The organism is Pseudomonas sp. P5_A12 (assembly GCF_056400685.1).
Window position 1 is genome coordinate 45389 of sequence record NZ_JBFUKU010000013.1, and the last position, 7460, is coordinate 52848.

Below are 7460 nucleotides of genomic sequence, written 5' to 3' on the forward strand. Positions count from 1 at the left end.
GTAGCTCCACATTGTTTTTGTTATCGGTATGTCAGGGCAGCGCACAGCCGAATTCGGCCTGCACGAATCCAAAGCAGCAGGTCAAACACCTGCTGCTTGATGGATGCAATGTCAGATGGGGTTAGAGCGCCTTGGCCCGGTCGCGCAACACATACTTCTGGATCTTGCCTGTGGAAGTCTTGGGCAAGAGGGTGAAGATCACTGTGCGCGGCACTTTGAATCCGGCCAGATGCTCGCGGCAGAAACTGATGATGTCAGCCTCGCGAACGTCGTGATGATCAGCCTTCAAGGTGACGAACGCGCAGGGCGTTTCGCCCCATTTCTCATCGGGACGCGCAACCACGGCTGCTTCCAGTACACCCGGGTGGCGATAGAGCACGCCTTCGAGTTCGATGGTGGAAATGTTCTCGCCGCCCGAGATGATGATGTCCTTGAGCCGGTCCTTGATTTCGACGTATCCGTCGGGATGCCAAACTGCCAAGTCACCCGTGTGGAACCAGCCGCCTTCGAACGCATCGGCCGTGGCGGTCGGATTCTTCAGATAGCCCTTCATGACGGTGTTGCCGCGCAAGAAGATCTCACCGATAGTCTGGCCGTCACGTGGGGTTGGCTCCAACGTTGTGCTATCGCCGACCATCACGCCTTCGAGCGTCGGGTAGCGCACGCCCTGTCGCGACTTGATTTGCGCCCGCTGCTCCAGAGGAAACTCATCCCATTCGGCGTGCCAGGCGCAAACCGTCACTGGGCCATAGGTTTCGGTCAGGCCAAACACGTGAGTGACCTTGATGCCCATCTCTTCGACGGCACCGATCACTTTGGCCGGTGGCGCAGCGCCGGCGACCAAGGCATTGACCGGGTGATCGATGGCCGCTTTCGCCGATGCAGGCATGTTCACCAGGGCATTGAGTACGATTGGCGCACCGCACAGGTGAGTGACCTGATGCTCGCGGATCAGCGTGAGAACTTTCTGCGGATCGACCCGGCGCAGGAATACGTGCACACCACCCAAAGCGGTAATGGTCCATGGGTAGCACCAGCCATTGCAATGGAACATCGGCAGGGTCCAAAGGTAAACCGGGTGGTTGCCAATGGCCCAAGTCATCTGGTTACCCAACGCGCTCAGGTAAGCGCCGCGATGGTGGTAAACCACGCCCTTGGGGTTGCCGGTGGTGCCTGACGTGTAATTCAGCGAAATGGCTTCCCACTCGTCGACCGGCCATTGCCAGTCGAATGCCGGGTCGCCTTCGGCCAGCAGTGCTTCGTAGTCCAGATCGCTAGCGGCTTGTCCTTCACCGTATTCCGGGTCATTGACATCAATCACCAGAGGCGGGTGATCCAGCATGCCGAGCGCCGCGTGGATCACGCCATGGAACTCGCGGTCGGTAATCAACACCTTGGCCTCGCCATGCTGCAGCATGAATGCGATCGCCTCGGCATCCAGGCGGACATTGAGCGGGTTGAGCACAGCGCCGATCATTGGCACACCGAAATGCACTTCAAGCATCTCGGGAATGTTCGGCAGCATCACCGCCACTGTGTCGCCCTTGCCGATACCGCGACCGGCCAGCGCCGAGGCAAGACGTCGGCAACGGGTATAGGTCTGCGCCCAAGTGCGGCGAATCGATCCGTGGATAACGGCAAGGTGGTTCGGATAAGTGCTGGCGGTACGCTCGATGAAGCTGAGCGGAGACAAGGCAATGTGGTTGACAGCCGACGGGCCTAGGCCTTGTTCATAGATAGACATGTGCGGGTACTCGATGGCTGATTGTTAGCTCTATGGTTGACCTTGCAGCGTAGTCGCCGAGGCCACCTTCAAATTCCGGTCAACTTTATATAACATTCAGCCTCGCATATGGAAGTACAACCTATGGTGTATGGTATATATACTATATGTTCTTCTTCTGGCTCTGAATCGCTCCCGCTAGCCCTCCAAGGCTGGTATATGCTTGGTTTCCCTGACAATGTAGACCCGCAATGACCCTGACCCCAGTTCGATTGCACAGTTGGCTGCGCTTGCAGCGCGAGGGTGTTTCTCTGGCCGCGCGGGCCGATGCGTTGTGTCGGGCGCTGCAGGATTGCCCGGAAGTACAGCGGGCGGTTTACCTGAGTTGGCAGCCCAATGCGCGGATCTACAGCCATGAGGGCGCCGCCCAACATTTTCCTCCAGGACTTGGCGACCCGGCGCTGGCCAGCGATCAATTGCTCTTCGAGCACTTGGTCGAGGCAGGGCGTCTGGACCTGGCTCAAGTCCGTCAACTCGATTGCTGGTTGTCCGGCCGGTTGCGGCGGGCCGCGATCAGCCATGGCCAGGTGTTTGATCTGGCCTTGCAGCCGGGGCAGCCGGGGTTGTTGCTGGTAGAAGTGTGCGAGGGCGTGAGCCTCGATTGGCTGGGCTGGATGCAGGATTTGCTGACAACGCTGCTGAGCAGCGTAAACGGCATGCTGCGTGGTTCGCCGCTGCTGGGCCATGATCCGCAACCGAGCTTGTTGCTCGATGCACAAGGCCGCCCACTGGAGTTCAACGCCGCACTGTTGTCGCTGCTCGCCGAGAAGCCCCTGACCGATGTGCTGGGCTTTTTACCGGTCAATCATCGGGTGCTGGTTCGTGCCTGCCTGGACCAGCAGCGCGCCGTCGAAGGCGTCGAGGCTCAATTCGAAGAACAGATACTGATCTGGACGTTTATTCCCGATCCCCAGGACAACCGAGTGCTCGCCCGTTGCCGCGACGCTACGGCTCAAATGCTGGCGGCGCGTGAAGCGACTACCGCACGACGTCTGTACCGTTTGATCATCGAGAACACCACCGACCTGATTTCCCGACACACACCGGATGGGCACGTTCTCGATGCGTCCCCGGCATCCTGGACTTTGCTCGGTTACTGGCCCGAAGAGTTGCGCGGCCAACTGGCCCAGGGCCTGTTTCATCGCCAGGATTTGACCGGCCTTGTGCAACGCGCGCGCGATGCGCTTGAGCAGGATGGCTATCACACCATGACTTATCGCATCCGCCATCGCGACGGCCATTACCTGTGGTTCGAAACCGCCAGCCGGGCGATCCGGGAAACCTACACCGGGGCGGTGGTCGAAGTCGTCAGCATCTCACGGGACATTACGGCCCGAGTGCAAGCCGAGGAGAACAAACGACGCCTGGCCGAAGTGGTCGAGGCCTACATCGATCCGGTGTTGTTCATCGACCCCGAGGGGCAAGTCACTTACCTCAATCCAGCCGCGCGACGCATTCTGGTGATTGATGAGCATCAACCAATGCCGGCCCTGGCCGCGTTATTCGCAAGCGGCGATTTTGCGCGTCTGCAACGTGATGGCTGGAGTAGCGCCGAGCGCGACGGTGTCTGGAGCACCGATGCGCGGTTGCAACCACCGGGCGGCGGCACATCGGTGCCGGTGTCGCTGGTACTACTGGCACACCGTTCCGCCGGGGGCAATCGTTATTACTCGTTGGTCGCGCGGGACATGACCGAGCGCGAGCTGCGGGAAGTGCAGCAGCGCCGTCATCAGGACGAACTGGCACACACCGCACGATTGGTCACTCTCGGTGAACTGGCCTCGGGGATCGCCCACGAAATCAACCAGCCGCTGGCTGCCGTGGTCAATTATGCGAATGCCAGCCAGCACTATTTACAGACGCTGGATTCCAATCCCCAGGCCGCCGCAAGAGTGAAGCAAGGCTTGGAGCGCATTACCCATCACGCCACTCACGCCTCCGAAGTGATCCGGCGTTTACGCTCCTTTTTGCGCAAGGGACAGCGTCGCATGCAGGCGCTGAATTTGACCGACGTCGCCCGTGAAGCCGTGCGTTTGTGTGCCTGGGAGGCGACTAATTGCCAAGTGACAATCGAGGATCGACTGCCGGATAATCTGCCACCCGTTTATGCCGACCGCGTGTTGCTGGAACAGGTGCTGCTCAATTTGTTGCGCAATGCCATCGACGCCAACCGTGAGCAACATCCCGGGCAGCCTTCTTTGATCGTGATGGCCGTGGAGCAGGGCAGTGGCGGCTGTGTGGAAATCCGTGTGCGAGACCAAGGGCCGGGCGTCAGCGAGACGGAACTGGAGCAGATATTTACCCCGTTCTACACCAGCAAGGCCGATGGCCTGGGGCTCGGTCTGTCCATGAGCCGCAGCATCATCGAAGGTTTCGGTGGCGAATTGAATGCCCGGCGCCAGCCTGTCGGGCTGCTGATGTGTTGCCGCTTGCCGCTTGCCGGCCCAACAAAACAACAATAGGAATCAGGTAATGGCAGGTGTAACGGAGCACGTTGTGTATGTGGTCGATGATGACCAGGGCATGCTCGAATCGACGATCTGGTTATTGGAATCGGTCGGGCTCAAGGCCTTGCCGTTTACCAGTGGCGTCGCGTTTCTCGATGCCTGTGATGCAAGCCTCGATGCCTGCGTGCTGCTGGACGTTCGCATGCCCGGCATGGGCGGATTGAATGTGCAGGAAGAAATGCGCGCGCGCCAACTGAACCTGCCGATCATCTTCGTCAGCGGGCATGCGGATGTGCCGATCGTGGTGCGCGCGTTCAAGGCCGGTGCCCATGATTTTATCGAGAAGCCTTACAACGAACAGCTGTTGCTGGACAGCGTGCAACAGGCGCTCAGCAACTGTGCCGCCAACCGTTCGGGTAACCAGGGCCACGAAGCCTTGCAGGCGCGCATGCTGACCTTGACCCCGCGCGAGCGCGATATCCTGTTACCGCTGGTGCAGGGTTACACCACCCGCGAAATCGCGGAGCAACTGGGCGTCAGTGCGAAAACCGTTGATCTGTATCGCGCGCGCGTCATGAAACGCATGCAGGCCAACACGTTGCCGGACCTGGTGGGTATGGCCATCGCGGCGGGGATGGTCGATCCGCTGAAGTTGCGTTGATTCCTGGCTCTTTGTATTTCCAATGTTGTTGGTTGCGTCTGGATTCCACTGCAATGGTCGTCTTTACGTTGACCAACCGCCTTTAGGCGCGAGCTTTCTTGCGTTGGCATTGAGCCGGTCAACGGTAAATATTGCATGGCAAACGCATCAACGGTAGCACTGCTCCTATAAGGGCGGTGTGGACATCAACCGCGGTGACGGCCGCGGAAGTAGTTGATCAGGCCTTGGGTCGAGGCATCGTCAGCCGGGGTTTCTTCACTGCCGACGAGGCGGTTGTAGACGCCTTTGCCCAGTTCCTTACCCAGCTCCACGCCCCACTGATCGAAGGCGTTGATGCCCCAGATCACGCTTTGCACGAAGACTTTGTGTTCGTACATCGCCACCAGTGCGCCGAGGCGACGCGGGCTGATGCGTTCCACTACCAAGGTATTGCTTGGACGGTTGCCCGGGATCACCTTGTGCGGCGCGAGTTTCTGCACGTCGTCTTCGCTCATGCCTTTGTCACGCAGCTCGGCTTGCGCTTCGGCAAGGGTCTTGCCGAGCATCAGCGCCTGGCTCTGCGACAGGCAGTTGGCGTACAGCCACTGGTGGTGGTCGGACACCGGGTTGAAGCTGACGATCGGCACGATGAAGTCGGCCGGGATCAGTTGGGAGCCTTGGTGCAGCAGCTGGTGATAGGCGTGTTGACCGTTGCAACCGACACCACCCCAGATGACCGGGCCGGTGTCGGTGGACACCGGAGTACCGTCCTGACGCACGCTCTTGCCGTTGGACTCCATGTCCAGCTGTTGCAAGTGCTTGGTGATGTTGCGCAGATAGTGGTCATACGGCAGGATCGCGTGGCTTTGCGCGCCCCAGAAATTGCCGTACCACACACCGAGCAGGGCCAGCAGCACCGGCATGTTCTGTTCGAATGGCGCGCTCTGGAAGTGCTGGTCCATGGTGTAGGCCCCGGACAGCAGTTCCTTGAAGTTCGACATGCCGATGGCCAGCGCGATGGGCAAGCCGATGGCCGACCACAGCGAGTAACGACCGCCGACCCAGTCCCACATCGGGAAGATGTTTTCTTCGCGAATACCGAACGCCACCGCCGCGGCATTGTTGCTGGAAACGGCGATGAAGTGACGATACAGCTCGGCTTCCGAACCTCCCTGAGCCAGGTACCAGGCGCGTGCGGCCTGGGCATTCTTCAGGGTTTCGAGGGTATTGAAGGATTTCGACGATACGATGAACAGCGTGGTCTCGGCACGCAGCTTCATGGTCAGTTCGTGGAACTCACTGCCATCGATGTTCGCCAGGTAGTGGCAACGCACGCCTTTCTGGGCGTAGGACAGCAGCGCCTCGGACACCAGCTCCGGGCCGAGGAACGAGCCACCGATGCCGATGTTCACCACGTCAGTGATCGGCTTCTCGGTGTAACCGCGCCACAAACCGTCGTGGATGCGGCCCACGAGGTCGGTGATCTGGTTCAGCACTTTGTGCACTTCCGGCATCACGTTGACGCCATTCACCGACAGCTTGTCGCCCACCGGGCGGCGCAACGCGGTGTGCAGGGCCGGGCGACCTTCGGAGGCGTTGACGATTTCGCCTTCGAACAGCGACTTGATCGCGCCCTTGAGGTCGACTTCATTGGCCAGGCCCACCAGCAGATTGCGGGTCTCGGCGTTGATCAGGTTCTTCGAATAATCGAGAAACAGCCCGCAGCTGCTCAGGGTAAATTGAGTAAAACGCTGCGGGTCGGCATTGAAGGCTTCGCGCATGCTGAAATCCTGCATGGCTTGGCGGTGATCATTCAGCGCTTGCCAGGCGGGCAGAGCGGTCACGTCGTTAGGGGTGCGGTAGTACGCCATCGCTGCGGGTTTCCTTTTTACTTGAACGGCTTTGTGAACACTAAAAATCCCGGAGCGCTGCGGGTAGGCGTCCGGTCAACTGTGTCGACACGATTTCATGGCACAGGGCGAATACAGTAAACCTCACGCTGCAATCTGTCTTGGCTTTGTCGGATTCGATCCCAGTACATTTATACATCGAAGCCGGGAACGGTCCGACAAACGGCCTGATCAGGCAACCTGAACCGGAATGGCATTACTGGTGTGGCTCAGTTCGTTGCCGGGCGCCATGTAGAGCATGCGCGGCTTGAAGTTGAGCAGCTCGGCTTCACTGTAATGAGCGTAAGCGCAGATGATCACGCGGTCGCCGACCTTGGCTTTGTGGGCGGCGGCACCGTTGACCGAGATCATGCGCGAGCCTTCTTCGCCACGAATCGCGTAAGTGGTGAAGCGTTCGCCGTTGTCGACGTTATAGATCTGGATTTGCTCGTATTCACGGATGCCGGACAAGTCCAGCCATTCGCCGTCGATGGCGCAAGAACCTTCGTAATCAAGTACTGCGTGGGTGACTTCGGCGCGATGCAGCTTGGCCTTGAGCATGATGGCGTGCATGAGTGTTTTCCAAGGTCGGAATCGAACGGCGGGCAGTTTGCCCGAAGCCTCAAAGGGCAGCAATACGATGTAGGAATTGACGCGGGAGACCAATGTAGGAGCTGGCTTGCCAGCGAAGRCGGTGGGTC

General features: G+C 59.4%; 5 protein-coding genes. 2 read left to right on the forward strand and 3 right to left on the reverse strand.

What is annotated here, in order from left to right; all coding sequences use genetic code 11:
- Positions 1–121: 121 nt before the first annotated feature.
- Positions 122–1744, reverse strand: coding sequence for an acyl-CoA synthetase (locus AC1DSG_RS03720; RefSeq protein WP_477789649.1), 1623 nt, complete (start codon positions 1742–1744; stop codon positions 122–124).
- Between the two features lie 230 nt (positions 1745–1974).
- On the opposite strand from AC1DSG_RS03720, the gene AC1DSG_RS03725 reads away from it, so the two are divergent.
- Positions 1975–4245 carry a PAS domain-containing sensor histidine kinase gene (locus AC1DSG_RS03725; RefSeq protein ID WP_477789650.1) on the forward strand — a complete coding sequence of 757 codons (2271 nt, stop codon included), beginning with the start codon at positions 1975–1977 and terminating at the stop codon, positions 4243–4245.
- 10 nt (positions 4246–4255) lie between these two features.
- Positions 4256–4891: a response regulator transcription factor gene (locus AC1DSG_RS03730; RefSeq protein ID WP_477789651.1), complete on the forward strand. Its 636-nt coding sequence runs from the start codon at positions 4256–4258 to the stop codon at positions 4889–4891.
- A gap of 185 nt (positions 4892–5076) precedes the next feature.
- Here the strand turns inward: AC1DSG_RS03730 and pgi are convergent, their stop codons facing one another.
- Together pgi and panD are read right to left on the reverse strand one after the other, a co-directional pair.
- On the reverse strand, positions 5077–6741 hold the full coding sequence (gene pgi / locus AC1DSG_RS03735; RefSeq protein ID WP_477789652.1) for a glucose-6-phosphate isomerase: 1665 nt from the start codon (positions 6739–6741) through the stop codon (positions 5077–5079).
- Between the two features lie 210 nt (positions 6742–6951).
- The gene (gene panD / locus AC1DSG_RS03740; RefSeq protein ID WP_003228271.1) at positions 6952–7332 is read right to left on the reverse strand and encodes an aspartate 1-decarboxylase; all 381 of its coding nucleotides are present in this window, start codon (positions 7330–7332) and stop codon (positions 6952–6954) included.
- Positions 7333–7460 lie beyond the last annotated feature (128 nt).